Source organism: Achromobacter piechaudii NBRC 102461, assembly GCF_001571245.1.
Classification (GTDB): domain Bacteria; phylum Pseudomonadota; class Gammaproteobacteria; order Burkholderiales; family Burkholderiaceae_B; genus Achromobacter; species Achromobacter piechaudii.
Genome location: NZ_BCTK01000005.1, coordinates 821,988 through 848,864 on the forward strand (window position 1 = coordinate 821,988; position 26,877 = coordinate 848,864).

General features: G+C 64.5%; 19 protein-coding genes. 8 read left to right on the forward strand and 11 right to left on the reverse strand.

All coding sequences use genetic code 11. From position 1 onward, the window contains the following. Positions 1-95 precede the first annotated feature (95 nt). Positions 96-2,219, forward strand: a complete 2,124-nt coding sequence (locus tag API01S_RS10435; protein WP_061304387.1) for an OPT family oligopeptide transporter — start codon at positions 96-98, stop codon at positions 2,217-2,219. 244 nt (positions 2,220-2,463) lie between these two features. Here the strand turns inward: API01S_RS10435 and API01S_RS10440 are convergent, their stop codons facing one another. From API01S_RS10440 to puuE, 4 genes are all read right to left on the reverse strand, one after another. Beyond that, positions 2,464-3,969 (reverse strand): nucleobase:cation symporter-2 family protein, encoded by a 1,506-nt coding sequence (locus tag API01S_RS10440; protein WP_006218137.1) that lies wholly within the window; start codon positions 3,967-3,969, stop codon positions 2,464-2,466. A 390-nt stretch (positions 3,970-4,359) separates the two neighbouring features. Further along, on the reverse strand, positions 4,360-5,589 hold the full coding sequence (locus API01S_RS10445; protein WP_061304390.1) for a M20 family metallopeptidase: 1,230 nt from the start codon (positions 5,587-5,589) through the stop codon (positions 4,360-4,362). 4 nt (positions 5,590-5,593) lie between these two features. Continuing rightward, positions 5,594-7,372, reverse strand: coding sequence for a 2-oxo-4-hydroxy-4-carboxy-5-ureidoimidazoline decarboxylase (gene uraD / locus API01S_RS10450; protein ID WP_061304642.1), 1,779 nt, complete (start codon positions 7,370-7,372; stop codon positions 5,594-5,596). Positions 7,373-7,383: 11 nt separating this feature from the next. Then, the gene (gene puuE, locus API01S_RS10455) at positions 7,384-8,328 is read right to left on the reverse strand and encodes an allantoinase PuuE (RefSeq protein ID WP_050727812.1); all 945 of its coding nucleotides are present in this window, start codon (positions 8,326-8,328) and stop codon (positions 7,384-7,386) included. A gap of 212 nt (positions 8,329-8,540) precedes the next feature. Here puuE and uraH point away from each other — a divergent pair, with 212 nt between their 5' ends. Then, the gene (gene uraH, locus API01S_RS10460) at positions 8,541-8,891 is read left to right on the forward strand and encodes a hydroxyisourate hydrolase (protein ID WP_061304392.1); all 351 of its coding nucleotides are present in this window, start codon (positions 8,541-8,543) and stop codon (positions 8,889-8,891) included. Between the two features lie 216 nt (positions 8,892-9,107). After that, entirely contained in the window at positions 9,108-10,313 is a 1,206-nt protein-coding gene (locus API01S_RS10465; protein ID WP_061304394.1) for a urate hydroxylase PuuD, read from the forward strand. Positions 10,314-10,388: 75 nt separating this feature from the next. Here the strand turns inward: API01S_RS10465 and API01S_RS10470 are convergent, their stop codons facing one another. After that, entirely contained in the window at positions 10,389-11,405 is a 1,017-nt protein-coding gene (locus tag API01S_RS10470; RefSeq protein WP_061304396.1) for a 1-aminocyclopropane-1-carboxylate deaminase, read from the reverse strand. Positions 11,406-11,595: 190 nt separating this feature from the next. On the opposite strand from API01S_RS10470, the gene API01S_RS10475 reads away from it, so the two are divergent. The 5 genes from API01S_RS10475 to zapE all read left to right on the forward strand — a co-directional run bounded on the left by API01S_RS10475 (position 11,596) and on the right by zapE (position 19,330). Then, the gene (locus tag API01S_RS10475) at positions 11,596-12,066 is read left to right on the forward strand and encodes an Lrp/AsnC family transcriptional regulator (protein ID WP_006218145.1); all 471 of its coding nucleotides are present in this window, start codon (positions 11,596-11,598) and stop codon (positions 12,064-12,066) included. A gap of 329 nt (positions 12,067-12,395) precedes the next feature. Continuing rightward, positions 12,396-15,263: a 2-oxoglutarate dehydrogenase E1 component gene (locus tag API01S_RS10480; RefSeq protein WP_006218146.1), complete on the forward strand. Its 2,868-nt coding sequence runs from the start codon at positions 12,396-12,398 to the stop codon at positions 15,261-15,263. Between the two features lie 103 nt (positions 15,264-15,366). Beyond that, the gene (odhB, locus tag API01S_RS10485) at positions 15,367-16,602 is read left to right on the forward strand and encodes a 2-oxoglutarate dehydrogenase complex dihydrolipoyllysine-residue succinyltransferase (RefSeq protein ID WP_006218148.1); all 1,236 of its coding nucleotides are present in this window, start codon (positions 15,367-15,369) and stop codon (positions 16,600-16,602) included. Positions 16,603-16,731: 129 nt separating this feature from the next. After that, positions 16,732-18,159 (forward strand): dihydrolipoyl dehydrogenase, encoded by a 1,428-nt coding sequence (gene lpdA, locus API01S_RS10490; RefSeq protein WP_039882937.1) that lies wholly within the window; start codon positions 16,732-16,734, stop codon positions 18,157-18,159. 79 nt (positions 18,160-18,238) lie between these two features. Then, a complete protein-coding gene (gene zapE, locus API01S_RS10495; RefSeq protein WP_006218150.1) occupies positions 18,239-19,330 on the forward strand; it encodes a cell division protein ZapE in 1,092 nt (363 codons plus the stop codon). A gap of 89 nt (positions 19,331-19,419) precedes the next feature. Here zapE and API01S_RS10500 read toward each other — a convergent pair whose 3' ends face one another. Genes API01S_RS10500 through API01S_RS10525 form a run of 6 tightly spaced genes read right to left on the reverse strand, consistent with a single transcriptional unit; the run spans position 19,420 to position 26,861 of the window. Beyond that, entirely contained in the window at positions 19,420-20,439 is a 1,020-nt protein-coding gene (locus API01S_RS10500) for an extracellular solute-binding protein (protein WP_061304398.1), read from the reverse strand. A 39-nt stretch (positions 20,440-20,478) separates the two neighbouring features. Next, the gene (locus tag API01S_RS10505; protein WP_061304400.1) at positions 20,479-22,122 is read right to left on the reverse strand and encodes an ABC transporter permease; all 1,644 of its coding nucleotides are present in this window, start codon (positions 22,120-22,122) and stop codon (positions 20,479-20,481) included. A gap of 5 nt (positions 22,123-22,127) precedes the next feature. Continuing rightward, complete coding sequence (locus API01S_RS10510; protein ID WP_061304402.1) at positions 22,128-23,177, reverse strand: ABC transporter ATP-binding protein; 1,050 nt, start codon at positions 23,175-23,177, stop codon at positions 22,128-22,130. A 43-nt stretch (positions 23,178-23,220) separates the two neighbouring features. Continuing rightward, positions 23,221-24,153 (reverse strand): inositol monophosphatase family protein, encoded by a 933-nt coding sequence (locus tag API01S_RS10515; RefSeq protein WP_061304404.1) that lies wholly within the window; start codon positions 24,151-24,153, stop codon positions 23,221-23,223. Between the two features lie 9 nt (positions 24,154-24,162). Then, the gene (locus API01S_RS10520; RefSeq protein ID WP_084802408.1) at positions 24,163-25,740 is read right to left on the reverse strand and encodes an FAD-dependent oxidoreductase; all 1,578 of its coding nucleotides are present in this window, start codon (positions 25,738-25,740) and stop codon (positions 24,163-24,165) included. Continuing rightward, positions 25,737-26,861 carry an NAD(P)/FAD-dependent oxidoreductase gene (locus API01S_RS10525; RefSeq protein WP_231689321.1) on the reverse strand — a complete coding sequence of 375 codons (1,125 nt, stop codon included), beginning with the start codon at positions 26,859-26,861 and terminating at the stop codon, positions 25,737-25,739. The genes API01S_RS10520 and API01S_RS10525 overlap by 4 nt, the downstream gene beginning before the upstream one ends. Between the last annotated feature and the right edge of the window lie 16 nt (positions 26,862-26,877).

Sequence of the window (26,877 nt, forward strand, 5' to 3'; positions counted from 1 at the left end):
TCTGCGGTCTAAGCGCGCTTACTCGTGGTGACCACTGGGTGGACGCCAAAGCGCTAGAATGCGCCGTTTATCCGTATCCATAACGGGAGACTTCAATGACTCAACCCGTCAGCGTCCCGGCAAACGTCACGCTGCCCGAACTTACGTTCCGGGGCATCCTGCTTGGCGCCCTGATCACCGTGATCTTCACGGCGTCCAACGTTTTCCTGGGGCTGAAGGTCGGTTTGACGTTTTCGTCCGCGATACCGGCCGCCGTCATCTCGATGTCGGTATTGCGGCTGTTCAAGGACGCGAACATCCTCGAAAACAACATGGTGCAGACGCAGGCGTCGGCGGCGGGCACCCTGTCTTCGATCATTTTCATCCTGCCGGCGCTGGTCATGATGGGCCACTGGCAGGGGTTTCCCTTTTGGCAGACGCTGGGTATCTGCGCCGCCGGCGGCATGCTGGGCGTGATGTTCACCATCCCGCTGCGCCACGTGATGGTGGTGCAAAGCGATCTGCCCTATCCCGAAGGCGTGGCGGCGGCCGAGATCCTGCGGGTGGGCAGTGCCGAGCGGGCGCAGGATGCGGCTGAGAGTGCGGGCGGCGATGCGGCCGGCCCTGTGACAGGCAGCGCGGCCGGAAGTACGAACGCCAGTGCGAGCGCAGCATCGGCACGGTCGGCGGCCAAGCCACCGGCAACCGGCATGGGCGATATCGTCGCGGGCGGCTTGGCGGCGGCCGTGGTTAGTTTCGCGGCCAGCGGCTTGCGGGTGCTGGGCGATAGCGTCAGTGGATGGTTCGCGCTTGGGGGCGCGGTGTTCCGGCTGCCCATGGGCTTTTCGCTGGCGTTGCTGGGCGCGGGCTACCTGATCGGCATCGTGGCGGGCCTGGCCATGTTGACGGGCCTGATCATTTCCTGGGGCATCGCCGTGCCGATCCTGACCGCGATGGGCGACATGCCGGCAGGACAGTCCTTGGCGCAATACGCCACCGGCCTGTGGGCCTCGCAAGTTCGCTTCATCGGCGCGGGCGTGATCGGCGTCGGCGCTATCTGGACCTTGGCAACCCTGTTCATGCCGATGGCGCGCGGCGTCAAAGCCTCGTTTTCGGCGTTGACGCATGCGGGCGCCGCCCGGGCCGGGCAGGCGCCCCGAACCGAGCGTGACCTGTCAGCGGGCTGGATTTCAATCGTCACGCTGGTGCTGGTGGCGGTCCTGGTGATTACGTTCCAGGTGTTCCTGTCGGGCGCGCCGATCTCGGCCGCCGCGATCTGGAAGCTGGTGGCGTATGCCGTGCTGTTTGCGTTCGTGTTCGGCTTTCTGGTGGCGGCGGCCTGCGGCTACATGGCGGGCCTGGTGGGCTCGTCGACCAGCCCGATTTCGGGCGTGGGCATCGTGGCCATCGTGCTGGTGTCGCTGCTGATGCTGGCGCTGGGCGGCGAATTGCTCCAAGCGCAGAACGGCGTGCAGATGGCGATCGCGCTGTCGATCTTCAGCACGTCGGCGGTGGTGGCGGTGGCGTCCATTTCCAACGACAACCTGCAAGACCTGAAGACCGGCTGGCTCGTCGGCGCGACGCCGTGGCGCCAGCAGGTGGCCTTGCTGATCGGCTGCGTGGTCGGTGCGGCGGTGATTTCTCCGGTGCTGGAACTGCTCTACAACGCCTATGGTTTCGCGGATGCGATGCCGCGTGCGGACATGGACCCCGCGCAGGCCCTGTCAGCGCCGCAGGCGACGCTGATGTTGGCCATTACGCGCGGCATCTTCACGCATCAGTTGAACTGGACGATGATCCTCATCGGCATGGCCGTGGGCGTGGCGCTGATCGTGGTGGACGAAGTGCTGAAACGCACCTGCCGCGTGGCGCGCATCCCGGTGCTGGCGGTGGGCATCGGCATTTATCTGCCGCCCACCGTGGCGGCGCCCATCGTGGCGGGCGCGGTGTTGGCGTGGTTGTTGGAACGCGCTTTGCGCCGCCGCGCCGCTGCGGCCGGCAAGCCCTACGAACAATTTGCCGACGCGGCAAACCGGCGCGGTGTGCTGATCGCCTCGGGCCTGATCGTGGGCGAAAGCCTGGTAGGCGTGCTGATGGCCGGCATCATCGGCGCGGCGGGCACGGATGCCCCGTTGGCGATTGCGGGCGAAGGTTTCGCGGTAACGGCCTCGTATCTGGGACTGGCCGTCTTTGTTCTAGTGGCGGTGCTGTTCTGGCGACGCGTGATGCGTCTGGCTTGAGGCGCTGAACCGAAGCAGGCCGGCGCAGCGTCGCCGGCCTTCTGGCTGCCTGCCTTGATGCAGCCGTCCTCGTCGCGATAGGCCTTTGGCGCAGTCGCCTTCGCGACCGGCCTCAGCGCCATTGCGCTTGGCCGGCCGTCTCGTCGTTACCGAGGCAGGCCGGCTGTCTCATCATTCCCGCGCTTGAACGGCTTGCGCCGGCCCGCCCGCGATTGCGCTGGCCGGCCGCGACGTCAACCTGACATCAATGCTCATCGGCTTGCAGCGCTGCGGCGACGATGGCGCGCTGGTCGTGCGTCGCGCCGTTCAGGAACAGGTTCAACAGAACCGCCGAGAGCGACGCCAGCAAGATGCCCGATTCGATCAACGTGTGCAGCGAATGCGGCATCCACTGTTTGAAGTTCGGCGCGATCAGCGGCACCATCCCGATGCCGATCGACACGGCCACGATCATCGAGTTGTGCCGGTTGGTCTTGAAGTCCACCCCGGACAGAATGCGGATGCCCGTGGCCGTCACCATGCCGAACATGACGATGCCTGCCCCGCCCAGCACCACGGTGGGCAGCGATTCCACCAGCGCGGCCATCTTGGGCAGCAAGCCCAGCACCAGCAGGATGATGCCGCCCGCGACGCACACGAAGCGGCTTTTGACGCCGGTGACCGCGACCAACCCGACGTTCTGCGAAAAGCTCGTATACGGAAAGGTGTTGAAGATGCCGCCGATCAAGGTGCCCAGGCCGTCCGTGCGCAGGCCTCGCGCCATGTCCTCCTGGCTGATCTCGCGTTCGGTCATTTCGCCTAGCGCCAGGAACATGCCGGCCGACTCGATCATGACGACCACCATGATCAGCGCCATGCTCATGATCAGCATGGGGTCGAACGTGGGCATGCCGAAGTGGAAGGGCAGCACGATGTCGAACCAATCCGCCTGGCCGATTTTCTCGAACGTCATGATGCCGGTGGCCGATGCCACGACGGCGCCGATGATGATGCCCAGCAGCACCGATATGTTGGCGATGAAGCCACGCGTGAACTTGACGATCAGCAGGATCGAGGCCAGCACCAGCACGGCGATCCCGAAGCCGGTCAGGTCCCCATAACGCGGGTTGGGCATCGACGGCATGATGGCGAAACCCTGCGGAACGGGCGGGATGGCGCTGCCCGGCGAGGTGACGTCCGCCAGCCACTTGGCATAGATGGGATCCACGATGACGGGCGCGGTCGGGCCGGACGGGTTGCCAAATACCCAGTTGATGCCGACGCGCATCAGCGTGATGCCGATGACCGTGATGATGGTGCCCGTGACCACGGGCGGGAAGAACCGCAGCATGCGGCTGATCATCGGCGCGATCAGCATCGAGATGATGCCCGCCCCGATGATGGTGCCGAACAGCAGTTGCGCGCCGCCAGGGCCCGGGTTGGCGTTGGCCATTGCGACCATGGGGGCAACCGCCGCGAACGTGACGCCCATCATGACGGGCAGCTTGATGCCGAACCACTGCGTTGCGCCCAGCGTCTGGATCAGCGTCACCAGCCCGCAACAGAACAGGTCGGCGGAGATCAGCATGGCGACTTCGTCGGGCGTCAGGTTCAAGGCGCGTCCGACGATCAAGGGTACGGCCACCGCGCCGGCGTACATCACCAGCACGTGTTGCAGGCCCAGCGCCGCGAGCTTGCCGGAGGGCAGGCGCTGGTCAACGGGGTGAAGGTCTTGAGACGCGCCGGTGGGCGCGGGCGATGCAGCCTGCATGGGAGAGTCTCCTGGCGGAGTGGGATGTCGGTCGGGAAAATCCTGAAAAGCGGCTCTTGTGTACGAGGACTGTATACAGGCGCAGGGGTTCCTAGAAATAGAGGAAAACCCGCATCAAATAGACATATATAGTTACTATATGTAGGAATGTTCGGGGTGTCAGGAATGCGAGAGAGGGGGGGAAGGACAACGCGCCAAGAGCATGGCGGCACATGGCAAATGCACGGCTGCGCGTTGCCGCTGACGCCGATGCGCGCTGCGGCGCAAGCGCGTCCTTCCTGGCTCGAGCGGCGAGCCAGGACTGCCTGACGTCCGGGGGGCGTCAGGCGGGTCTTGAGATCAAGCGGGTCTTGATATCAAGCCGGCCTTGAGATCAAGCCGGCCTTGGGATCAAGCCGGTTGCAGCAGGTCGTGCAGCGTGCGCGCAATGACCTTGGTGGCGCGGCGCAGGTCTTCAAGCACGACACGCTCGTCGTTGCGCTTGGCGTGCGATTCCAGCACGGTGCGCGGGCCGGCGCCGTAGATCACGCCGGGAATTCCGGCTTCGCCATACAGGCGCACGTCGGTATAGAGCGGCGTGCCCATCGCCGGGATCGGCTCGCCGAACACCGCTTCGCCGTGCTTCTGGATGGCGTCGACCAGCGGCTTGTTGCCGGGCAGCGGCCGCATCGAATTGGCCAGCAACAGCCGTTTGATGTCGATCGTGATGCCCGGGGTAGAGGCGGCGGCTTCTTGAATGATCCGACGGATATCCGCTTCGACTTCAACGGCGTTTTCCTCGGGAATCATGCGGCGGTCCAGCTTGAAGCTGACCTTGCCCGGCACGACGTTGGTATTGGTGCCGCCTTCAATGCGTCCGACATTCAAATAAGGATGCTCGATGCCGGGGACGTCTGACGTGATGCGCTGATACAGCGCGTTCTGCGCATACAGCGCATTCAGAATCTTGACCGCGCCTTGCAGCGCATCCACGCCCGTGGACGGAATCGCGGCATGCGCCATCTTGCCGTGCACGGTGACCTCCATCTGAAGGCAACCGTTGTGAGCGGTGACGACTTCATAGCTGAAGCCGGCGGCAATCATCAGGTCGGGCTTGGTCAGCCCTTGCGACAGCAGCCAGCCCGGCCCGAGCAAGCCGCCGAATTCTTCGTCATACGTGAAGTGCAGCTCGACCGCGCCATGCGTCGGCTTGGCGACCGCTTCCAGCGCGCGCACCGCGAACGTGAAGCTGGCGAAATCGCTTTTGCTGACGGCGGCGGCGCGGCCGTACAGGCTGCCGTTGTCGATTTCTGCGCCGTAGGGATCGTGCTGCCAGCCGTCGCCGGGGGGCACCACGTCGCCGTGGGCGTTCAGCGCCACGCGCCGACCGGGGCCGTATTCACGACGCACGATCAGGTTGGTGATGGATTGCATGCCGTAGTCCTGGACGGCTTGCGCCGGCACGGGGTGCGCTTCCGCGTCCAGCCCCATGGCCTTGAGCAGTTCGGCGGTGCGCTCCGCGTGCGGGGCGTTGTTGCCGGGCGGGGTGTCGGTGGGCACGCGCACCAGCGATTGCAGGAAGCTCACCTGTTCGTCGAAATGGGCATCGACCCAGGCGTCCAGTCGGGTGTAGTCGGTCATGGCGTTAGCGTTTGATGTCATTGGCAAGGTCGTCCAGCAGATGCTGCATGGCCTGCGCGGCCAGCTGGATGTCGTCTCGGGTGGTGGATTCGCGCGGGTTGTGGCTGATGCCATGGTTTTGGCCGCGCACGAACAGCATGGCCTGGGGCATGACTTCGTGCAGCTTCATGGCGTCATGGCCGGCGCCGCTGGGCATGCGGTGTACTGGCACGCCCACGGCCTGTACGGCGCGTTCCCAGCGTTGCTGCCAGGCAGGGTGGCTGGGGGCGGCGGCGGCGCGCATGGTTTCTTCCAGTGCGTAGCGCAGGCCGCGCCGTTGGCAGATGGCGTCAAGCTCGGCCAGTACATCGTTCACCAGCGCATCACGCTGCGCATCGCTGGGGGCGCGCAGATCGAGGCTGAAACGGCATTCGCCCGGCACGACGTTGATGGACCCGCTGGGCACTTCAAGCATGCCGATGGTGCCGACTGAATCGCCGTCGCGCGCGGCGCGCTGTTCGATATACAGCGCCAGTTCGGCGGTGGCGGTGGCGGCATCGCGGCGTCGGTTCATTGGCGTGGTGCCGGCATGGCAGGCCATGCCGAAGATCTGCGCCTGATAGCGCACGCTGCCGTTGATCGACGTGACGATGCCCAGCGGCAGGCCCATCTCGAACAGCACGGGGCCCTGTTCGATGTGGACCTCGACAAAGCCCAGATAGCGCGACGGGTCGCGCCGCAGCTTGGGGATGTCGTCGATGCACAGGCCCGCATGCTGCATGGCGTCGCGCAGGGTGATGCCCTGGGCGTCTTTCTGGTCCAGCCATTCGGGCTTGAAGTCGCCGACCAGCGCACCCGAACCGAGGAAGGTCGCGCGGTAGCGTTGGCCTTCTTCTTCGGCAAAGCCGATGACTTCCAGGTGGTAGGGGAGGCGGCGGCCTTGGCGATGCAGTTCGCGTACGCAGGCCATCGGGACGAAGATGCCCAACCGGCCATCGTACTTGCCGCCGTTGCGCACGGTGTCGTAGTGGCTGCCCGTCATCAGTGTGGGGGCGTCGGGCTGTTGGGCCCGGTAGCGGCCGACCACGTTGCCCACCGCGTCGATCTCGACTTCATCGAAACCGCAGTCGCGCATCCAGTGCGAGATGCGCTGCGCGCAGGCGCGGTGCGCTTCGGTCAGGTACGTGACGGTCAGCTGGCCTTTTTCGGCATAGCCCGGATCGCTGTGGATACTGAGCCGTTCGTGCCAGTCCCAGATGTCGTTGCCCAGCGTCAGGTCGCGGTCGAATTTATCGGCCAGGCGAATTTCGACGATGCGATGGATATTGCGCAACGCTTCGCGCAGTTCAAGGTCCGGGTGGTTATCCAGCCGCCGCGCGAATTCTTCGATGATCTGTTGGCGCGGCAGACCCGTGCCGCGCGCGCCGCGCACGGCCAGGATGAAAGGGAATCCGAAACGGGCGGTGTAGTCGGCATTCAGTTGTTGCAGGCGCGCCAGCTCGTCGGCAGAGCAATTCGTCAGCCCCGCCTGGTCCTGTTCGTTCGTGGACTCGGCAGTCAGGCTGTTCTGCTGCATGGCGCGGCCGGCCAGTTCCGGGTGCGCGCGGATCAGCGCCAGCTGGGCTTCGATATCGGCCTGGTCCAGCACCTGTCGCAACTGATCCTGCAAGTGGGCCAGCGACTTGAAGGGACGGGCCTCAAGCGCCTGGCGCGCAATCCAGGGCGAATGTTCGTACAGGCCGTCAAGCATGGCCAGCGCCGCATCGGGCGTGGCGGCATTGAGTTGTTCCAGCGTGTGGGGCATGGTGGTCGCGCTCAACGTGGGGGAAGGAAGGGATGGGTGGCTTTCCAGTGCCGGGCGATGTCCAGGCGGCGGCATACCCAGACGCGGTCGTGACGGGCGATGTGGTCCAGGAAGCGTTGCAGCGCCGTGATGCGCCCCGGTCGGCCCAACAGCCGGCAGTGCATGCCGATACTGAGCATCTTGGGCGCGTCGTCGCCTTCGGCATAGAGCACGTCGAAACTGTCCTTCAGATATTGAAAGAAGGGATCGGCGTGCGAATAACCCTGGGGCAAGGCGAAGCGCATGTCGTTGCAGTCCAGGGTGTAGGGCACGATCAACTGCGGGACGACCTCGCCGTCGCTCTTTTGCACCTGCATCCAGAAGGGCAGGTCGTCGCCGTAGTAATCGCTGTCGTATTCGAAACCGCCGTAGTCGGCGACCAGCCGGCGCGTGCGGGGACTGTCGCGACCGGTGTACCAGCCCAGCGGGCGTGTGCCGGTCAATTGCGTGATGGCCTGCATCGCCACGCGCATGTGCTCGCGTTCGGTGGCTTCGTCCACATTCTGATAGTGCACCCAGCGCCAGCCGTGGCAGGCGATTTCGTGGCCCAGCTCGGTGAATGCCGCCGTCAATTCCGGATGCCGCTGTAGCGCCATGCCCACGCCGAACACGGTCAAGGGCAATTGCCGTTTCTCAAATTCGCGCAGGATGCGCCAGACGCCAACCCGCGAGCCGTATTCGTAGATGCCTTCCATGCTGAGATGGCGATCGGGGTAGCTGGCCGGGTTGAACATTTCCGACAGGAATTGTTCGGAACCCGCATCGCCATGCAGCACGCTGTTCTCGCCGCCTTCTTCGTAGTTCAGGACGAACTGCACGGCGATGCGGGCGCGGCCGGGCCATTGCGCATGCGGAGGATTGCGGCCATAGCCAATCAGGTCGCGGGGGTAGGGCAGCGTGGAATCGTAGGTGTTCATGACTGACGGGACACAAGGCCAAGGGCGGTTTGCGGTACACGTCGGCGCGCGAGCCTGCGGGTCGCGGTGGGGTCGGGCAGGCGCGAATGGGCGGACGGTTTCATGATGGGCTAAACAATAGCTGGAAAGCAATTAGCTGTATACAATTTATGTACATCATTAAGGATAACCATGAGATCGGCTGGCGCCCGGCTGGCCTTACAGGAGACAACATGGGACTGACCACGCACGTACTGGACACCATGAACGGTTGCCCGGCAGAGGGCATGGCCGTGGCGCTATACGCGACGCAAGACGCAAGCGCCGTACTGATCCAGCAATTCACCTTGAACCACGATGGCCGCAGCGCCAAGCCGCTGTTTGCCGACGGGGATTTGAAAGTGGGCACTTACCGGCTGGTCTTCGATGTGGCCCGGTACTTCAAGAGTCGGGGCGTGGCTTTGCCCGAGCCCAACTTCCTGAATCTTGTCAGCCTGGATTTTGGCGTGGCGCACGCGGATCAGCACTATCACGTGCCGCTGCTCGTCAGCCCATGGAGTTATTCGACGTATCGCGGCTCCTGAACCCGGTCTCTGACCTTGCCGAATCAGGGTTTTCCTGATGCCCGAGCGGCTGCGATTCATAGCCTTGTAGACAAAACCTGCATACAATTTCGCAGATCTTGATCGCAGCGGTGCGGGGCCTACTCAGCCTTGTGCGCGATCTATCTTCTGCTTACAGCGCCCGCGGTGGTAGGCAGTGCGGCGGAGCCTATCAAGGCCCGCCCACTGGGGGCGTGTATGGAAAGTTATTACCTGGATTGGGTCAACCTGCTGCTGCGTTGGGCCCACATCATTGCCGGCATCGCATGGATCGGCACGTCGTTCTATTTCGTGATGCTGGACAACAGCCTTGAAAAGCCCCAAGACGCCGAATCGCTGAACAAAGGCGTGGGCGGCGAGCAATGGGCCGTGCACGGCGGCGGTTTCTACAACATGCAGAAATACGCCGTCCAGCCCAAGAAGCTGCCCGACCACCTGCATTGGTCATTCTGGGAAAGCTACAGCACCTGGCTGACCGGCTTCGCGCTGTTCACGGTGTCATACCTGTGGAACGCCAGCACCTACCTGATCGATCGGTCGAAGATGGACTGGCAGCCCGGCACGGCCGTGGCGGTGGCGCTGGCTTTCTTCGTCGTGTTCTGGATCGTCTACGACGGCATCTGTCGCTTGTTCGGTCGCGGCAAACATGGCGACACGATCGTCGGCGTGCTGGTGGCCGTGTTCATCGCCCTGGCGTCGTGGCTGGCTTGCCACTGGTTCGCCGGACGCGCCGCTTTCCTTCTGGTGGGCGCGATGATGGCCACCACCATGAGCGGCAACGTTTTTTTCTGGATCATCCCTGGCCAGCGCAAGAACGTTGCCGCGATGCGGGCGGGCAAACCCGTCGATCCCGTCCATGGCCAGCGCGGCAAGCAGCGCAGCGTGCACAACACCTACTTCACCTTGCCGGTGGTGTTCACCATGATGAGCAACCACTACAGCTTCACCTATACCCATCAGTACAACTGGGTCGTGCTGCTGCTGATCATGCTGGGCGGCGCGGCGATCCGGCAGTTCTTCGTGGTGCGCCATCGCTTCAAGCTGGGCAATGCGCGCAATCCCGTGCCGTATATGTTGTTGGGCGTGGCGGTGCTGGGGCTGACCATCGTATGGATGCGGCCCGCGCCCGTGCCGGCTTCGGCGGCGGTGGCGGCGCCGGCCGAGGTGGCGTTCGCCCAGGTGCGCCATGTGCTGGATCAGCGCTGCCTGCTTTGCCATGGCGAGCAGGTGCAGATGAAGAATGTGCGGCTGGACTCGGTTGAGCAGATCGCCGTCCATGCACAGGCCGTGTACCAGCAAGTGGTCGTGTCGAAAATCATGCCGATGGCCAATTCCACCGGCATGACCGATGACGAACGCGCGCTGATCGGCGCCTGGTTCCAGGCCGGCGCCAAGACCCGCTAGCCGGGCAGGGCGCGTCAACGCAGATCGCCGGCGGGCCAGCCCACGGATCCGAAGCCCGTGGGCGGTTCGTCGGCGTCAGCCATTGCGGTACAGAAAGCTGTAGGCGTTGATCGCCGGCACCCCTCCCAGGTGCGCATACAGAACCTTCGAGCCTGCCGGGATATCGCCGCGACGAATCATGTCCATCATGCCTTGCATGGATTTCCCTTCGTACACCGGGTCGGTCATCATGCCTTCCAGCCGGGCGCAGGTGCGGATGGCCTCGTTCGTTTCTGCCGACGGCAGGCCATACGCGGGATAGGCGTAACGCGTGTCGAGCACCACATCGCTGTCGGCAATGCCGGCTTCCAACCCGACCATGTCGGCGGTGCGGCGCGCGATCCGCAGAATCTGCGCACGCGTCTGCTCGGGCGTGGCCGACGCGTCGATGCCGATGACGCGGTCAGCCCGGCCGTCCGCCGCGAATCCCACCACCATGCCCGCCTGCGTGCTGCCCGTCACGGCGCAGACCACGATGTAGTCGAACTTGAAGCCGAGCTCGGCTTCCTGGCGCCGCACTTCTTCTGCAAAGCCCACATAACCCAGGCCGCCCAGCTCATGGTCCGACGCGCCAGCCGGAATGGCGTAGGGCTTGCCGCCCCGTTTGCGCACGTCGTCCAGCGCTTCTTCCCAGCTGCGCCGGAATCCGATGTCGAAGCCCTGGTCCACCAGCCGCACGTCGGCGCCCATCAGGCGGCTCATCATGATGTTGCCGACGCGGTCGTAGACGGCGTCGGAATAGTCCACCCAGTTTTCCTGGACCAGCACGCAGGCCAGGCCCAGCTTGGCGGCCACGGCGGCGACCATGCGCGTGTGGTTGGACTGAATGCCGCCAATGGTGACCAGCGTGTCGCACCCTTGCTCCAGCGCCTGCGGAATCAGGTATTCAAGTTTGCGCAGCTTGTTGCCGCCAAACGCCAGACCGCTGTTGCAGTCTTCGCGTTTGGCGTAGACCTCGACCTTGCCGCCCAGGTGCGCGGACAAGCGTTCCAGCTTTTCGATGGGGGTATCGCCGAAGGTCAGGCGATGTCGGGGAAAGCGTTGCAGATTCATGCGAGCTCCTGATGATGAGTCCGGCCGGCAGGTCAGGCGCGGATGGAAAATCATAGGAATCAAGGGCATGGGTGGTCAATTGCGTATTTATTAGAATCGGCGCATTTAGAATTAGCTGAGTTTATAAATTTCCATTTATTATTTTCACGATAAAAGAAATAACGAGATATTATTTTTAGGGACGCATTAAATGAGCGCACTCGCCGGGCTTGATCGCATTGACCGCCACATCCTTCGCCTTCTGCAAGAGGATGCCCAGATCACCAACCTGGACTTGAGCGCGCGCGTTCACTTGAGTCCGGCCGCCTGCTTGCGGCGCGTGGAAAAGCTGAAGGCGGAAGGTGTCATCAAAAAGACGGTGGCGCTACTTGAGCCGGCCGACGTCGACATGGCCACGCTGGTCATCGTGGGCGTCGTGCTGGACCGCTCCACGCCCGACTCCTTCACCGACTTCGAGGAAGCGGCGCGCGGCATCAGCGGCTGCCTGGAATGCCATCTGGTGGCAGGCGAATTCGATTACTTCCTGATGCTGCGCATCCGCGACCTGGAACGCTTCAACAAGCTGCATGCGGGCGAGATCATCAAGCTGCCTGGCGTACGCCAGATTCGCACCTTTTTTGTGTTGAAAGAGATCTTGTCGACCACGGCTTTGCCGGTCTGACGAGGCTAAAGCACAACACTCGCGTTGCACACTGCTCAACAATGACGCACTGCGGCATTTTGGAATGGCAGAAATTGATGGCGCGTAGACGGCTCGATGTCAGGGGTTCGCCGGACATTCCACGGCCGCATGCAGGCATTCCGAATGGGCTTTTTGCGGCACAAAAAAGCGGGAAGACGCCCGTAAACTCAAAGGGTTATACTGCTCGGCATACGGCTTTCAAGGCTTGTACGCGCCTTCTGCCCCTGCTATCCGCTAAACGGGAAGCCCGTGTCGCGGAAGGTTTTCCTGCATCGTGTCGAGTGAAGCACTCGTAAAGGTGAAGCGATATGTCTTCGGAAATAGAATCTCTATCCACGTCTTATCTCTTTGGGGGTAACGCCCCATATGTTGAGGAGCTTTACGAAGCCTACCTCGACAACCCCGGTTCGGTTCCTGATAACTGGCGCGAATATTTCGACCAGTTGCAGCACGCTCCCGCAACCGATGGCCAGGAATCCACTCGCGACCAGGCCCACGCTCCCATCGTCGAATCGTTCGCCCAACGCGCCAAGGCCAATGCCTTCGTGCAACGCGCAGCCGAACCCGACCTGAGCGTCGCCAGCAAGCAGGTTTCGGTGCAATCGCTGATTGCCGCCTACCGCTCGCTGGGCTCGCGCTGGGCCGACCTGGATCCGCTCAAGCGCCAGGAACGTCCCCCGATCCCGGAACTCGATCCCGCCTTCTACGGCCTGACCGAAGCCGATCTGGACCAGACCTACTCGGCTACCAACACCTACTTCACGACCGCCAGCACCATGACGCTGCGCGACATCCTGAAGGCGCTGCGCGACACGTATTGCCGCAGCATCGGTGCTGAATTCACGCACATCTCCGACCCCGCCGCCAAGCGCTGGATCCAGGAACGCCTGGAAACCACGCTGGGCGCGCCGTCCTACACCGCCGAAGAAAAGCGCCACATCCTGCAGCAGCTGACCGAGTCCGAAGGCCTCGAGCGCTTCCTGCACACCAAGTACGTCGGCCAGAAGCGCTTCTCGCTGGAAGGCGGCGAAAGCTTCATCGCCTCGATGGACGAAGTGGTGAACCACGCCGGTGAAAACGGCGTCCAGGAAATCGTGGTCGGCATGGCCCACCGCGGCCGCCTGAACCTGCTCGTGAACATCATGGGCAAGATGCCTGGCGACCTGTTCGCCGAGTTCGAAGGCAAGCACGCCGAAGGCCTGACCGACGGCGACGTGAAGTACCACAACGGCTTCTCCAGCGACCTGTCCACCCGTGGCGGTCCGGTCCACCTGTCGTTGGCGTTCAACCCGTCCCACCTTGAAATCGTGAACCCCGTGGTCGAAGGCAGCGTGCGCGCTCGCCAGGAACGCCGCGGCGACGCCGAAGGCAAGCAAGTGCTGCCGGTGCTGGTGCACGGCGACGCGGCTTTCGCCGGCCAAGGCGTGGTCATGGAAACGTTGAACCTGGCGCAAACCCGCGGCTACGGCACGGGCGGCACGCTGCACATCGTCATCAACAACCAGATCGGTTTCACCACGTCCGACCCGCGCGACTCGCGTTCGACGCTGTATTGCACCGACGTGGTCAAGATGATCGAAGCGCCGGTGTTCCACGTCAACGGCGACGATCCGGAAGCCGTGGTGTTCGTCACCAAGCTGGCCCTGGACTACCGCCTGCAATTCCGTCACGACATCGTCGTGGACATCGTTTGCTTCCGCAAGCTGGGCCACAACGAGCAAGACACCCCGTCGCTGACGCAGCCGCTGATGTACAAGCGCATCGGCCATCACCCCGGTACGCGCAAGCTGTACGCCGACAAGCTGACCACGCAAGGCGTGCTGGCCGAAGGCGAAGCCGATCAACTGGTCAAGGACTACCGTCAGCTGATGGAAGACGGCCAGCGCACGATCGAGCCGGTGCTGACCGACTACAAGAGCAAGTACGCGATCGACTGGTCGCCGTTCCTGGGCGCCAAGTGGACCGACCAGGCCGACACCGCCGTGCCGCTGGCTGAACTCAAGCGCATCGGCGAACGCATCACGACGGTTCCGGAAGGCTTCACGGTGCACCCGCTGGTCGCCAAGATGCTGAACGACCGCCGCACGATGGCCAAGGGCGAACTGAACCTGGACTGGGGCATGGGCGAACACCTCGCCTTCGCCACGCTGGTGTCCTCGGGCTACGCCATCCGCATCACCGGCCAGGATTCGGGCCGGGGCACGTTCACGCACCGCCACGCCGTGCTGCACGACCAGAACCGCGAACGCTGGAACGACGGCACCTACATTCCGCTGCAAAACGTCTCGGAAGGCCAGGCTCCGTTCACCGTCATCGACTCCGTGCTGTCCGAAGAGGCCGTGCTGGCCTTCGAATACGGCTACTCCAGCGCCGAACCGAACACGCTGACCATCTGGGAAGGCCAGTTTGGCGACTTCGTCAACGGCGCTCAGGTCGTGATCGACCAGTTCATCAGCTCCGGCGAAGCCAAGTGGGGCCGCCAGTCGGGCCTGACCCTGATGCTGCCGCACGGCTACGAAGGCCAAGGCCCCGAGCACTCGTCGGGCCGCATCGAGCGCTTCCTGCAACTGTGCGCCGACAACAACATGCAAGTGGTCCAGCCGACCTCTGCCTCGCAGATCTTCCACGTTCTGCGTCGCCAGATGATCCGCCCGTTCCGCAAGCCGCTGGTGCTGTTCACGCCGAAGTCGCTGCTGCGTAACAAGGATGCAGGTTCGCCCCTGACCGACCTGGCCGGTGGCAGCTTCCAACCGGTGATCGGCGAAGTCGACGAGGCCATCGACGCCAGCAAGGTCAAGCGCGTTCTGGCTTGCTCGGGCAAGGTGTACTACGACCTGATCAACGCCCGCCGCGAGCGTGGCGCCGACAACGTCGCCATCGTCCGCGTCGAGCAGCTGTACCCGTTTGCGCACAAGTCGTTCGAAACCGAACTGCGCAAGTACCCGAAGGCCACCGAAGTGATCTGGGTTCAGGACGAACCGCAGAACCAAGGCGCCTGGTTCTACGTTCAGCATCACGTGTACGAGAACATGGTGGAAGGCCAGAAGCTGGGCTACGCCGGCCGCGCCGCGTCGGCATCGCCGGCCGTGGGCTACCTGGCCAAGCACCAGGAGCAGCAGAAGGCCCTGATCGAAACGGCTTTCGCGCCCAAGTTCAAGGTCATGTTGACGAAGTAACCCTGACTTGATGCACGCGCCGCGCGCGGCAAGCGTTTTGGAACCTCGTTTCGAACCTTGCCGCGCCGCGTGACCAGAACACACACTTTACGGAACAAACAAAATGGCTATTACCGACGTCGTCGTCCCCCAACTTTCCGAATCCGTCTCCGAAGCGACCCTGCTGACCTGGAAGAAGCAGCCGGGCGCTGCCGTTGAAGCGGACGAAATCCTGATCGAAGTCGAAACCGACAAGGTTGTGCTGGAAGTGCCGGCCCCCGCCTCGGGCGTGCTGGCAGAAATCGTCAAGGGCGATGGCAGCACCGTGACCTCGGGCGAAGTGCTGGCCCGCATCGACACCGCTGGCAAGGCCGCCGCCGCCGCGACCGCACCCGCCGCAGCCTCCAAGGCTGCTGAACAGGCTCCCGCCGCAGCACCCGCCGCTGCTGCCCCGGCCTCGTCGGCCGCTGCCGGCGTGGCATCGCCTGCCGCTTCCAAGATCCTGGCCGAGAAGGGCGTTGACGCCGCTTCCGTGTCGGGCACCGGCCGCGACGGCCGCGTGACCAAGGGCGACGCCCTGGCTGCTGGCGCTCCCGCCGCCAAGGCTGCTCCGGCCAAGGCCCCGGCTGCTCCGGCCCCGACCACGCTGTCGCTGGACGGCCGTCCGGAACAGCGCGTGCCGATGAGCCGCCTGCGCGCCCGCATCGCCGAGCGCCTGCTGCAATCGCAGCAAGAAAACGCAATCCTGACCACGTTCAACGAAGTGAACATGCAAGCGGTCATCGATCTGCGCAGCAAGTACAAGGACAAGTTCGAAAAGGAACACGGCATCAAGCTGGGCTTCATGTCGTTCTTCGTCAAGGCCGCCGTTGCCGCCCTGAAGAAGTACCCGCTGATCAACGCGTCGATCGACGGCAAGGACATCATCTATCACGGCTACTTTGACATCGGTATCGCTGTCGGCAGCCCGCGTGGCCTGGTGGTGCCGATCCTGCGCAACGCCGACCAGCTGTCCATCGCTGAAATCGAAAAGACCATCGCCGACTTCGGCCGTCGCGCCGCTGATGGCAAGCTGGGCATTGAAGAAATGACCGGCGGTACGTTCTCGATCTCCAACGGTGGCGTGTTCGGTTCGATGCTGTCGACCCCGATCATCAACCCGCCGCAATCGGCCATCCTGGGCGTGCACGCCACCAAGGATCGCGCTGTTGTCGAAAACGGCCAGATCGTCATCCGCCCGATGAATTACCTGGCGCTGTCCTATGACCACCGCATCATCGACGGCCGTGAAGCCGTGTTGGGCCTGGTCGCCATGAAGGACGCGCTGGAAGATCCGCAGCGTCTGTTGCTGGACCTGTAATCTCGACGCCTCGCGCGGGCGCCGCACCGGACCTTCCGGCTCGCGGCGCCCCGGCCGGCCCTCGCCGGCCTCCGGCTCACAAGCGTCGGGCGGGGCGTGTTCCACCCCACACTCATCCGCGAGAACACTATGTCCAAACAATTTGACGTCGTCGTGATCGGCGCTGGCCCTGGCGGCTACATCGCCGCCATCCGCGCAGCCCAGCTGGGCATGTCGGTCGCTTGCATCGACGCCTGGCAAAATGGCCAAGGCGGCCCGGCTCCTGGCGGCACCTGCACCAACGTCGGTTGCATCCCGTCCAAGGCGCTGCTGCAATCGTCCGAGCACTACGAACAAGCCAACCACCACTTCGCCGAACACGGTATCGAAGTCAAGGGCGTGAGCCTGAAGCTGGATACGCTGATCGGCCGCAAGAACACGGTGGTCAAGCAGAACAACGACGGCATCCTGTACCTGTTCAAGAAGAACAAGGTCACCTTCTTCCATGGCAAGGGCGCCTTCAGCGGCCAAGTGGAAGGCGGCTGGGCCATCAAGGTCACCGGCACCGCCGAAGAAGACCTGATCGCCAAGCACGTGGTGGTCGCAACGGGTTCGTCGGCGCGTGAGCTGCCGGGCCTGCCGTTCGACGAAAAGGTTGTCCTGTCCAACGACGGCGCGCTGAACATCGGCGCCGTGCCGAAGACGCTGGGCGTGATCGGCGCTGGCGTGATCGGCCTGGAAATGGGCAGCGTGTGGCGCCGCCTGGGTTCGGACGTCACCATCCTGGAAGCGATGCCGGAATTCCTGGCCGCCGCTGACGGCCAGGTGGCCAAGGAAGCGCTCAAGGCATTCACGAAGCAAGGTCTGAACATCCAGATGGGTGTGAAGATCGGCGAGATCAAGGCCACCGCCAAGTCGGTGACCGTGCCCTACGTCGACGCCAAGGGCGCCGAGCAGAAGCTGGTGGTGGACAAGCTGATCGTCTCGATCGGCCGCGTGCCCTACACCGGCGGCTTGAACGCCGACGCCGTGGGCCTGAAGCTGGACGAACGCGGCTTCGTGGCCGTGGACGGCGATTGCAAGACGAATCTGCCGAACGTCTGGGCCGTGGGTGACGTCGTGCGCGGCCCGATGCTGGCGCACAAGGCCGAGGAAGAAGGCGTGGCGGTTGCCGAGCGCATCGCCGGCCAGCATGGCCACGTCAACTTCGACACCGTGCCGTGGGTCATCTACACGTCGCCGGAAATCGCCTGGGTCGGCAAGACCGAGCAGCAACTCAAGGCCGAAGGCCGCGAGTACAAGGCCGGCAGCTTCCCCTTCCTGGCCAACGGCCGCGCTCGCGCGCTGGGCGACACCACCGGCTTTGCCAAGGTGATTGCCGATGCCAAGACCGACGAAGTCCTGGGCGTGCACATCGTGGGCCCGATGGCTTCGGAATTGATTTCGGAAGCCGTGACCATCATGGAATTCCGTGGCGCCGCTGAAGACATCGCCCGCATCTGCCACGCGCACCCGACGCTGTCGGAGGCCGTGAAGGAAGCCGCTCTGGCCGTGGACAAGCGCGCACTGAACTTCTAAGCGTGCTTGAACTGAGCTAGACAGGGGGCGGGTTCAAGAACCCGCCCTTTTTTCATTTTGGTTGGTTGAGCAAAGCCCCATGAACGTCCGCGAATACTACGAACACGCCCTGGCCGAACGCGGCTACCAGCCCGATGCCGCGCAGAAGCTGGCCATCGACCGCTTGCAGCGCTATTACGACGAGTGGGTCAAGTTCAAGTCGATGCGCTCGAACGCGCTGAAAAAGCTGCTGAATCGGCCCGACGTGCCGCGCGGCGTGTATCTGTGGGGTGGGGTGGGACGCGGCAAGAGCTTTCTGATGGACGCCTTCTACGCCACCGTGCCGGTGGTGCGCAAGACGCGGCTGCACTTTCACGAGTTCATGCGTGGCGTGCATCGCGAGCTGGAAGAAGTGAAGGGCATGCAGGATCCGCTGGACGAAGTGGCCAAGCGTGTCGCCAAGCGCTATCGCCTGATCTGCTTCGATGAGTTTCACGTGTCGGACGTGGCGGACGCCATGATCCTGCACCGCCTGCTGCTCAAGCTGTTCGAGTACGGCACGTCGTTCATCATGACTTCGAACTACGAACCGTCCACCTTGTATACCGACGGCCTGCACCGCGACCGCGTGCTGCCCGCCATTGCGCTGATCCAGTCGCGCATGGATGTGATGAACGTGGACGCTGGCGTGGACTATCGCCGTCGTTCGCTGGAACAGGTGCAGTGCTATCACTCGCCGCTGGACGAGCACGCGCAGGCCGCGTTGAAGAAGGCGTTCGACAGCCTGGCCGACACGCCGCCGCAAGAGCCTGTGCTGCACATCGAGCATCGGGAAATCCGCGCGCTGGCGCTGGCCGGCTCGGTGGTGTGGTTCGACTTCGCCACGCTTTGCGGTGGCCCGCGTTCGCAGAACGACTACCTTGAACTGGCCAACCGGTTTCACGCGGTGATCCTGTCGGGTGTACCCCGCATGGGGCCCCGGCAAGCTTCCGAGGCGCGTCGCTTCACGTGGTTGATCGACGTGTTCTATGACCACCGCGTCAAGCTCATCATGTCGGCCGAATGCGAGCCCGAAGAGATCTACACGGAAGGTGCGCTGGCCAACGAGTTCCATCGCACCGTGTCGCGCATTCTTGAAATGCAATCGCGTGAATATCTGGAATCCGAGCGTCGGCTGACGGCGACGTTGTAGGGGTGCTTGCGGTGAGCGGGGATCGGTGAGCCGAGACCCGCAACTCAAATCTGCCGCCCCCCTCGGGCCACTCCAGCCCCCCCCGCGCATCAAGTACTGCGCGCCGCTGCTACGAAGGCTCGCCACCGCGACAGAAACGATTCGCGGCCAGCGGATGCTTCGGCTTCGTCGACCGGCACGATACGGATGTCGGCAAGCGGCGGCATGTCCAGGTGCTTGCTGACGTCGATATCGTTGCGGCTGGGCCGGCGATAGGCGTTTTGCAACAGCGCCAGCTGCATCTCGCGCGACAGCAGCAAGTCATACATACGCTTGGCGGCCTGCGGATTGGGCGAGTTCTTCACCATGGCCATGTTGTCGGCCACAGTGAAGGTGCCGTCGATGGGGTACATGATGCCAATCTCTTTCTGGCCGCCTGCCACGTACGGGTAGGCGGTCGATTCAAACGTAATGCCTACCGCGTACTCGCCCTGACCCACGCTGCGCACGACATGGGAGGCCGCGCTGGAGACGGTGACGTTGCGCGCCAGCGCTCGCAGGCCCTCGGTGCCCAGCACGCGTTCGATGCCCCACAAGGCCGTGAACGCGGTGGAGCTGTTGCCGGGGTCGCCAATGATGATCCTGCCTTTGAAGCGGCGGTCGGTCAGGTCTGCCCACGACGTCGGAGCGGCGCCCGGCAGATGCCGCGCGTTGACCATGCCGACCACGATATGGAGGTTGGCGGCCATCCACAGGTCATCGGGTCCGTGCAGGGCCTCGGGAATGGCGGCGGCCTGGGGCGAACGGTAGGGTTCGAAAAGGTCGCGGTAGCCGTGCATGACGTTGGCGCTGGACGTCCAGAACAGATCGCCCTTGGGCTGGCCGGCTTCCGCTTCCATCCGTTTGAGCAATTGGCTGCTGCCGCCCGCCACCGTGCTGGGCTTGATGTGGGGCAGCAGGTCGCGCGCGATGTCGCTGGCCGTCTCGACGGACTGCGCGTTCAGCGTGGTGTACAGCACCACCTTTTCGGTGCGCTGGGCCAGCACCTGGCTGGGCAGCGCGCCGATGCCGGCCGTGACGGCCAGCAGCTTGAGCGCCTGACGGCGATTAAGGGAGGGCGACGCGATCATGTTGATTCCTTGGTCGTTGAGGGGGGAGATGAGCCGGTCTCAGGCAAAGAGCCGGATGTTGAAGACACGGGTGGCCAGCAGCACCGGCGCCAGGATCACTGTGATCAGCACCAGGCCGTAGGCCGATGCCTGCGCCATCAGCCCGCTGTCGATCAGGCGGAAGATCTGGATGGGCAGCGTTTCGTGGCCTGGCGAATACACGATGACTGACGCGCTCAGTTCAGAAACGGTGGTGGTCCAGGTCAGGACGGCGGCAGCCGCGATGGCGGGCGCCATCAGCGGCAGCACCACCTTCAGGAAGGACGCCAGCGGCGGTACTCCCAGGCTGATGGAAGCCTCTTCGATGGAATCGGGCAGATTGAATAGCGTGGATGAGGCGTTGCGCACGCCGAAGGGCAGCCGCCGCACGATGTAGGCCAGCACGATCAATGATGCTGTGCCGGACAGATCGAATGCCCCGTGGCCGAAGGTCATCAACAGGCCAATACCGATGACCGTGCCCGACAGCGCAAGCGGGATGGAGCTGAGATAGTCCAGCCAGGGCGTCAGTGCGTTGCGCTTCTTGACGATCAGATAACTGGCCAATGTGCTGAAGGCGATGGCGATAAGCGTTGCCGCGCCCGCCAGCATGACGGAGTTCAAGACCGGGCCGGGCGCGTTGATCAGCACCCGCTCCAGATGCCCCACCGTCCATTCTCCCCAGCGCATGACAGGGCCATTGGCGCGCGTGAAGGCGCCTACGGCCAGCGTGCCCAGCGGCAGCATGGACAGCACCATCACGGCCAGGGCCGAGACCGCCATCGCCCACCCACCCGGACCGCGTATCGGCGTCTCGGGCGCGGCGCGCCCCTGCGTGATTTCATATCGCCCGCGAGACACGATCCAGCGTTGCAGGAACAGGGCCAGCATCACCAGCGAGATCGAGGTGGTGGCCAGCGTGCTTTGCATGACCGGGTCGCTGCCGGTTTCCGATACGGATGCTTGATAGGTCAGAACGGATAGCAGTTCGACACGGTGGCCGAGGATCATCGAGGTGGCGAAGTTGCCCACCACCATGGTGAAGACAAGCAGCGCGCTGGCCAGGACGGCGGGCATCACCACCGGGGCCATCACTTTCAGGCGCGACACGGGCGGCGACGTGCCCAGGCTTTGAGCGGCCTCTTCAAGCTGCGCATCAAACCCACGGATGGCGGCCAGCGTACCGATGTAGATATACGCGTAATAGGTGAAGGTCATGACCGTCAGCAGGCCCGGCCAGCCATAGAACGACGGCGGATCCAGCCCCAGCCCATCGCGCAGCGCGCGCGTCAGCACGCCGTTATTGCCCAGGATCATCAGCCAGGTCTGCGCGCCGATCACCTCGGGAATGATGAGCGTGATCAAGGGCAGGATCGATACCAGCGCCTTGCCTGGATAGCGGTGGCGCGCGGTCAGGTAGGCAAGCGGCACGCCGATGCAGGCGGCCAGCAGCGTGACGCCCATGCCCAGCAGCAAGGTGTTGCCGATCGCGCGCAGGTAGCGCGGATCCGACAGCATGACCTGCCAGCCGGACAGGCCTTCATCGTTGCGGGCCAGCACGCTGGCCGACAAAATGTTCAGCACCGGCCAGACGAGGAACACCAGCAGTACGGCAAGCACCGCCAGCGACAGCCAGGTCCACGGCGACCTCAGCAGAGGAATCATTCGTTTCATGACGCCAGCACCAGGGTTTTTTGCGGGTTGAATACCAGGTCGACGCGCGCGTCACGCGCAAGGGCCCCGATTGTGTCGCCGTGTACGTCTACGTTCAGATGGCGACCGCTGGGCAGTTCGACCCGGTAGTTCGTCTTGATTCCCAGATACTGTTGCGCCAGGATCCGCGCAGGCACGCCAGCGCCCGGCGTCGTGGACAGCAGGATGTCTTCGGGACGCGCGACCAGGACCGCCTCGCCCGCCAGCGGCGCGGGGGCATGCGCCGCCACCGCGTGTCCGTCCACGTGCAGGTGCACCGGGCCCTTTTCTGAAGCGTGGCATTGCACCGGCAGCAGGTTGGCCGCGCCGATGAAGTCCGCCACGTATCCGCTGGCCGGCTGGCTGTAGATATCGCGTGGCGTGCCCAGCTGCGCCACACGGCCTTGCTGCATGACCGCGATCTGGTCGGACAGGGCCAGGGCTTCTTCCTGGTCATGCGTGACGAAGACGGTGGTGATGCCGGCCTCGCGTTGCAGTTCGGCGATGGTCTGGCGCACCTGGATGCGCAGTTTGGCGTCCAGGTTCGACAGGGGTTCGTCCATCAGCAGCACCTGGGGTTGAATGACCAGCGCTCGTGCAAGCGCCACGCGTTGGCGCTGCCCGCCCGACAGTTCGGCGGGCAGCCTTGCCGCATAGGGACCCAGGCCGACGCGCTCCAGGGCCGAGGTGACCTTCTGCTTGATCTGGGCGGGCGCCACCTTTCTTGCACGCAGTCCGTAGGCCGCGTTGTCGAACACGCTGCGGTTGGGAAAGAGCGCGTAATCCTGGAAGACCATGCCGATGTTGCGTTGGTGCGCCGGCAAGCGGGTCACGTCCTGCCCGCCAAAGAGCAGCTTGCCGGAGGCAACCGGCGTAAAGCCCGCGATGGCCCGAAGCAGCGTGGTCTTGCCGCAACCACTGGGGCCGAGCAAGGTGAAGAACGCACCCGGAGGAATCGCCAGGTTTAGTCCGTCGATGACGCGCTGATTGCCATACGAAATGCAGAGGTTTTCAATGCGGATGTCCATGCCCGGGGGCTCCTGGTGCGAAAGGAAAGTGTGGGTGCAAGGATCAAGCCATCGCGCGGCGAACCAGGTGCAGCGCTTCGCGGTGGCGTGCGGGGTCGCCCGCGGCGAGGATGCGCGAGGCGGGGTTGTGCAGTCCGAGCGCGCGGCCGTCCCAATCGGTGATGACGCCCCCCGCGCCCTGAATGACGGGGATGAATGGCGCGTAGTCGTAAAGCGCCAGGCGCGCGTCGATGGCGATGTCGGTGCGGCCCGAGGCCAACAGGCCATACGCAAGGCAGCATCCGCCGTAGATGCGCCAGCGGGTGCGTTCTCGCAGCGCTTGAAACGCGGGCAGTTCGTCGGGGGCGTAGAAATCGGGGTTGCTCGTACTGAGCATCGCATCGCCCAGTTCGCCGCAGGAACGTGTGCTGCACGGGGTGCCGTGATGCAGTGTGGGACGGCCGGTTGCGCCCACCCAGCGATCGCCGGTGGCGGGAAAGTCCATGACGCCCAATACGGGCGTGCCGTGTTGCAGCAGGGCGATCAGGGTGCCGAAGACGGGCACGCCGGCAAGAAAGGGCGCCGTGCCGTCGATAGGGTCCAGCACCCAGACGTGTTCGGCATCGAGTCGGACGGTGCCTTCTTCTTCGCCGTAGATGCCGTGCTGCGGATAGGTGGCTTCGATACGTGCGCGCAGGTGCGTTTCGATGGCGTGGTCCAGCGCCGTGACGAGGCTGCGATCCGGTTTGATCTCGGTGTGCGGCAGGCTGGGCCGCGCGGCGTGCGCGTGGGCGTCGCCGGGCAAGTCGATGGCGCCGTTCGTGGGGTGGGGCGTGCGGTCGCTCGTGCCGTCGCCCATGCCAACGGCTGTTGATACGGCCATGCCAACGTTCGCCTCGACGCTGACGACGTTGCGCAGGTACGGTGCGTACATCTGGCGAGCTTCTTGGGCCAGCCGTTGCGCGAAAACGATGTGGGCGTCCAGGGTGTTCGTCATGATGAGTCCTTATGCGGAAGAGTCGCCGGATGAACGAGCCATGTCGGCCAGCGTGTCGATGCGAGTGGGCGCAAGCAGGTGCCTGGGGGGCGACGGCTGCCACCCATGAAGCACGCGGGTTGCCGCCCCACAGATGCGGCCCTGGCAAGCGCCCATGCCGCAACGCGTATGCACCTTGGCGTCTGTCCAGCTTTGATGCGGGGCCAGCGCGGATTGGGACACGTCTTCGCAGCGGCAGATCAAGGTGTCGGGTCGAGCCAGCGACAACAGCGACGCGTTCAGCGCGAAGGGCGCGCGCAGCGCATCGGCGAATTCCTGCCACGGCGTGAGTTCGTTCGACAGGCGTGCGGCCTGGGTCAGTTGGCCGACCGCTGCATGGCCCGCCCTGGCTCCCTGGACGCGCGCGCGCTCGTTGCCGCCGATGCCGGTGCATTCGCCCGCCGCGAAAACACCCGGTATCGAGGTTTGCTGCATGTCGTCGATGCGCAGGCCGCCCCGCGCGTCGAGTTTGCAGCCGAGCATCTGGCCTAGTTCGATGTTGGGCACCAGGCCGAAACCGCAGGCCAGACGATGGCATGCGATGTGTTCTTCGCCGTCGCCACGGCGCAGCCGCACGTGTTGCAGGCGTCCGTCGCCGGTGGCTTCCAGTACGTGACTGGCGCTGCGGTAGTGCGGGCTGAATAGCGTGGCGGCTTGCAGAGCCTTGCCGGGCCAACGATGCAGGCGATAGGCAAAGCGCAGCAGCGTGCGCCAATCGGCTTGTTCGGCGATGCGCACGACGCGCGCTCCCGCCTTGCGCGCGGAATGTGCGGCGGCCAGCAGCAGCGGCCCCGTGCCCGCGATGACGATGCGTTGACCGCGCAGCGCAACGCCCGCCTTCGCCAGCGCTTGCAGTCCGCCCGCGCCCGTGACGCCGGGCAACGTCCAGCCTGGAAACGGCAGCAGCAGTTCCCGAGCGCCCGTGCACAGGATCAGCGCGCCATAGCGTTGCGGCCAACCGCGCCGCGCGTCTTCCAGCATCAGCGCGGGTTTGCCTGGCAAACCGGCCAAGCCCACCACGCGTGTGTCGCAGAGCAGCGTGATATTGGAATGCCGCGTCAGTTGTTCACGCATGCGGCGGGCAGGGGCTGGCAGGGCGACGCCGGGCCCATCGCGCCAGATCTGCCCGCCTGGAGCGGCGTTGTCGTCGACCAGTACGATGGCGCGCCCACTGGGGGCGGCCGCCAGCGCGGCTGCCATGCCGGCGGGCCCGGCACCGATGATGAGCAGGTCGCAGGCGGTGGCATCGCCGTTCTGCGCGTCGGCGCCACCGGCTGGGCGGGTGTATTCCAGGACCGTGTCCACAGACATGCCTTCCTGGCAGCGGGTCTGGCAAGCCAGGCGGAGATGGCCGTCGATCAGGACCCGGCATTCATGGCAGACCCCCATGCCGCAGAACGCCGCGCGCTTTTCGCCGGATACCGATACCCGTGAGTTGCCGGGCGCGCGTGCGGCCAGTGCGGCCGCGACGCTGCTGCCCGGGACCACGCTTACGTGCTGGCCATCGACGCGGATGCGCAGGCGGGGGGAAGATCGCAGAAACGTCATGGCGTGACCTCGTCGAATGAACGGGACGGTGCGAATGGCGCGGCCGCCAGTGGCGTGGCCGCGTTGCTCATCAAGGCGGTCAGCAGTGCGGCGGTGGTGGGCGCGGTGGTGACGCCCAGCCCTTCATGGCCCAGCGCAAGCCAGAGCTTCGGACGCGTGGGATGTGGGCCGATCAGGGGCAAGCCATCGGGCGTGGCGGCGCGGATACCGGTCCAGGTGCGGATGAGGTTCATGCCGGAAAGGCCCGGCAGGAATTCGATGGCCCGCTTGAGCATGCGAGATAACAGCAGGGAATCGATGCTGGCATCGGATGGCCCCGTCTGCCGGGAAGATCCGATCAGCAGTTGCCCGGTGGGACGGGGCTGCACATTGAAGGCGACGGCTGCCCCGTCGCGCTGATGCGTGCTGGCCATGTAGCCGAGCTCGACCAGTTGGTGGCGGATGCCGGTGGGGTAGCGGTCCGTGATGGCCAGATGGCCTTTCTTGGGATGCAGCGGCAGGTCGTCGCAAAGGCGGGTGGCCATCATGCCTGCCGCCAGCACGACGGCTTGCGCATTACGCCGGGACCCGTCGGCAAGGACGACGCCTTCTTCGTCGATCGTGCAGACTTGCGCGGCCTCGAACGACACGCCCGGGGGCGCGTGGGTGAGCAGCCAGCGCGCCGCGCTGGGCGCATATACCAGTCCGTCGCCGGGCACATGCAGCCCGCCCGCCAGACCTGCACGCAAGCCGGGTTCGGCATTCGCCAGCTGCGAGGCGGTAAGCAGCGTGGCGGATATGCCGCAATCGTGCAGGCGGGCGTGCTTGCGCTCGGCCTCGGCCATGTCGTTGCGATCGGTGGCGACCCACAACGTGCCGCACTCGGTGTAAGCGCAACCGGGGTCCGTGGCGTTCATGCGTGGCCCCCATTGCCGCCATGCTTCCATGGAGGCGGCGCTTAATGCCAGTTCCGCCGGATTGCTGTCCATGGCTACCAGATGTCCCATGCCTGCTTGCGTGGCGCCGCCGAGGCGGGCGTCCAATACATGCACCGAGAGGCCGGCTTTTGCCAATTGATGGGCACAGGCGGCGCCGATGATGCCGGCGCCGACGACCACCACGTCTTTATGAGGGTGTGGCATGGCGATGCTCTTCATG

Coding starts and splice junctions, on each gene's coding strand:
- API01S_RS10505 (WP_061304400.1), bottom strand. CDS start 22,122: ATGATTCCTCTGCTGAGGTCGCCGTGGACCTGGCTGTCGCTGGCGGTG.
- uraD (WP_061304642.1), bottom strand. CDS start 7,372: ATGCCCCACACGCTGGAACAACTCAATGCCGCCACGCCCGATGCGGCG.
- odhB (WP_006218148.1), top strand. CDS start 15,367: ATGGCTATTACCGACGTCGTCGTCCCCCAACTTTCCGAATCCGTCTCC.
- API01S_RS10510 (WP_061304402.1), bottom strand. CDS start 23,177: ATGGACATCCGCATTGAAAACCTCTGCATTTCGTATGGCAATCAGCGC.
- API01S_RS10445 (WP_061304390.1), bottom strand. CDS start 5,589: ATGACCGACTACACCCGACTGGACGCCTGGGTCGATGCCCATTTCGAC.
- API01S_RS10475 (WP_006218145.1), top strand. CDS start 11,596: ATGAGCGCACTCGCCGGGCTTGATCGCATTGACCGCCACATCCTTCGC.
- API01S_RS10470 (WP_061304396.1), bottom strand. CDS start 11,405: ATGAATCTGCAACGCTTTCCCCGACATCGCCTGACCTTCGGCGATACC.
- uraH (WP_061304392.1), top strand. CDS start 8,541: ATGGGACTGACCACGCACGTACTGGACACCATGAACGGTTGCCCGGCA.
- API01S_RS10465 (WP_061304394.1), top strand. CDS start 9,108: ATGGAAAGTTATTACCTGGATTGGGTCAACCTGCTGCTGCGTTGGGCC.
- API01S_RS10525 (WP_231689321.1), bottom strand. CDS start 26,861: ATGCCACACCCTCATAAAGACGTGGTGGTCGTCGGCGCCGGCATCATC.
- API01S_RS10440 (WP_006218137.1), bottom strand. CDS start 3,969: ATGCAGGCTGCATCGCCCGCGCCCACCGGCGCGTCTCAAGACCTTCAC.
- API01S_RS10520 (WP_084802408.1), bottom strand. CDS start 25,740: ATGACGTTTCTGCGATCTTCCCCCCGCCTGCGCATCCGCGTCGATGGC.
- API01S_RS10500 (WP_061304398.1), bottom strand. CDS start 20,439: ATGATCGCGTCGCCCTCCCTTAATCGCCGTCAGGCGCTCAAGCTGCTG.
- API01S_RS10515 (WP_061304404.1), bottom strand. CDS start 24,153: ATGACGAACACCCTGGACGCCCACATCGTTTTCGCGCAACGGCTGGCC.
- API01S_RS10480 (WP_006218146.1), top strand. CDS start 12,396: ATGTCTTCGGAAATAGAATCTCTATCCACGTCTTATCTCTTTGGGGGT.
- lpdA (WP_039882937.1), top strand. CDS start 16,732: ATGTCCAAACAATTTGACGTCGTCGTGATCGGCGCTGGCCCTGGCGGC.
- zapE (WP_006218150.1), top strand. CDS start 18,239: ATGAACGTCCGCGAATACTACGAACACGCCCTGGCCGAACGCGGCTAC.
- API01S_RS10435 (WP_061304387.1), top strand. CDS start 96: ATGACTCAACCCGTCAGCGTCCCGGCAAACGTCACGCTGCCCGAACTT.
- puuE (WP_050727812.1), bottom strand. CDS start 8,328: ATGAACACCTACGATTCCACGCTGCCCTACCCCCGCGACCTGATTGGC.